The sequence below is a fragment of the Sulfurovum sp. bin170 genome, from assembly GCF_010892395.1.
In the GTDB taxonomy this organism is placed as follows: domain Bacteria; phylum Campylobacterota; class Campylobacteria; order Campylobacterales; family Sulfurovaceae; genus UBA1140.
Window position 1 is genome coordinate 1 of sequence record NZ_JAACKB010000100.1, and the last position, 1855, is coordinate 1855.

Here is a 1855-nt window from a genome sequence, read left to right on the forward strand (position 1 = left end):
ATGTAGCCTCGTAAACTGATGGAGCTGCCGACCTACTTGACGACTAGGGAAGGCTGATATATCTACTAAGATTCGCTTTATCCAGCGTGACAGGATGTAATATATAACTATTATACAGTAGATAAGCTCCCGGGGTAGCAGGGATGATATGTATAAGAGGTCTTGTGAGATAACACGGGAGGCCCTTGCAGATGATGTAATGATCAACTGATGAATATAAGCAAAGCGAAATCTCATCGGGTCTGCAAGGGATTCGGAGGTGTTCATAGTACCGTTTGTATTTCAAAGACAACATAACTTTGAAAGAGGGAAGGGACACTACTTTTACCAAGTTTTTGGAACAGATAAGGAGAGGAGATTGCACTATGCTAAAAACTCCATTTAGAATTCGGGATCTGCAAAGAAAACTATATCGTAAAGCCAAACAGTCAAGTGACTACAAATTTTATACCTTGTATGACAAGGTATACAGAGTAGATATATTGACCTACGCCTATAAACGGATAAGACTTCGTGGTGGAACATCAGGAATTGATGGAGCATCATTTGAAGATATCGAAGCATATGGAGCAGAGAGATATATTCAAGAGCTATCATTAGAACTAAAAGAGAATCGCTATAGACCAAGCCCGGTTAAAAGAGTTTATATACCGAAGTCAAATGGAGATAAAAGACCATTAGGCATACCAACTATCAAAGATAGGATCGTACAGATGGCAACCAAGATTGTCATTGAACCGATCTTTGAAACAGATTTTGAAGATAACTCTTATGGATTTAGACCAAAGAGAAACGCTCATCAAGCAATGGACGAGATTGCCAAGAATCTTATATATGGACATACTACAGTAATCGATGCAGACCTATCGAAATACTTCGATACGATATCGCATACTAAACTGCTATCACTGGTAGCAAAAAGAGTAGTGGATAAGAATATCTTGAGACTAATCAAACAATGGCTAAAAGCTCCCATAGTAGAGAGTATGGAAAATGGGAAAGTAAAGTACAACAAGAATCATAAATATGGCACACCGCAAGGTGGTGTCATCTCTCCACTACTAGCAAATATATACCTTAATGTTTTAGATAAATTCTGGAAAACTGAGAGAATGTTTGAAAAGTATGGAGCACGGATTGTCAGATATGCTGATGACTTTGTGATCTTGTGCAGAAATCCTTATAACCACAATCAGATATTAGAACGAGTTAAAGCTGTTTTAGAAGATCTTGAACTAAGACTCCATCCTCAAAAGACAGTCGTTGTTGATACAAAACAGGGAAGTTTCGACTTTCTTGGATTTTCAGTGACAACCAAAGTTAGCGATAAGACAGGTAAACGCTTTCCTTTGATTCGGCCTTCCGCCAAGGCAGAAGCTAATCTCAGGGAAAAAGTCAAAAACCTGACTAAGAGGAATATGACAGTTATTCCTACAGAGGAAATCGTCAAACAAGTCAACACTGTCGCAAGAGGTTGGAAAAACTATTTTTATTATGGTGGCTGTAGTAAAAGTATGAGTAAGATGGGGCAGTTTCTAACGCAAAGGATGAGAGTTTTTCTAAGGCGAAAACATAAAATAAGAACGCTTGGTTTTAAACAATTTCCAAATAGTTTCCTCTATGATAAGATCGGTCTGTACAAAATGCCGACCAATGCCCCTTGGACACAAAAGGTGAATGCTTGCGAAAGAAGGTGATCGGAAAGCCGTGTACGGGAAAACTGTATGCACGGTTTGATGAGGGGGAGTTGGAAAAGCGCTTTTATTAGTGGCTCGCCTGCTCTCTACTCTACCCTGACCCTAAATTTTTGGAAAGATCTGAACAAAAATAGGTGGGCTGATGGACACCCAATGAA

General features: G+C 39.2%; 1 protein-coding gene. It reads left to right on the forward strand.

Features of this window, described 5'->3' with window-relative positions; translation table 11 throughout:
- The first annotated feature begins 365 nt into the window (after positions 1–365).
- On the forward strand, positions 366–1697 hold the full coding sequence (ltrA, locus tag GSY74_RS02365) for a group II intron reverse transcriptase/maturase (protein ID WP_164663513.1): 1332 nt from the start codon (positions 366–368) through the stop codon (positions 1695–1697).
- The last annotated feature ends 158 nt before the right edge of the window (positions 1698–1855 follow it).

Coding starts and splice junctions, on each gene's coding strand:
- ltrA (WP_164663513.1), top strand. CDS start 366: ATGCTAAAAACTCCATTTAGAATTCGGGATCTGCAAAGAAAACTATAT.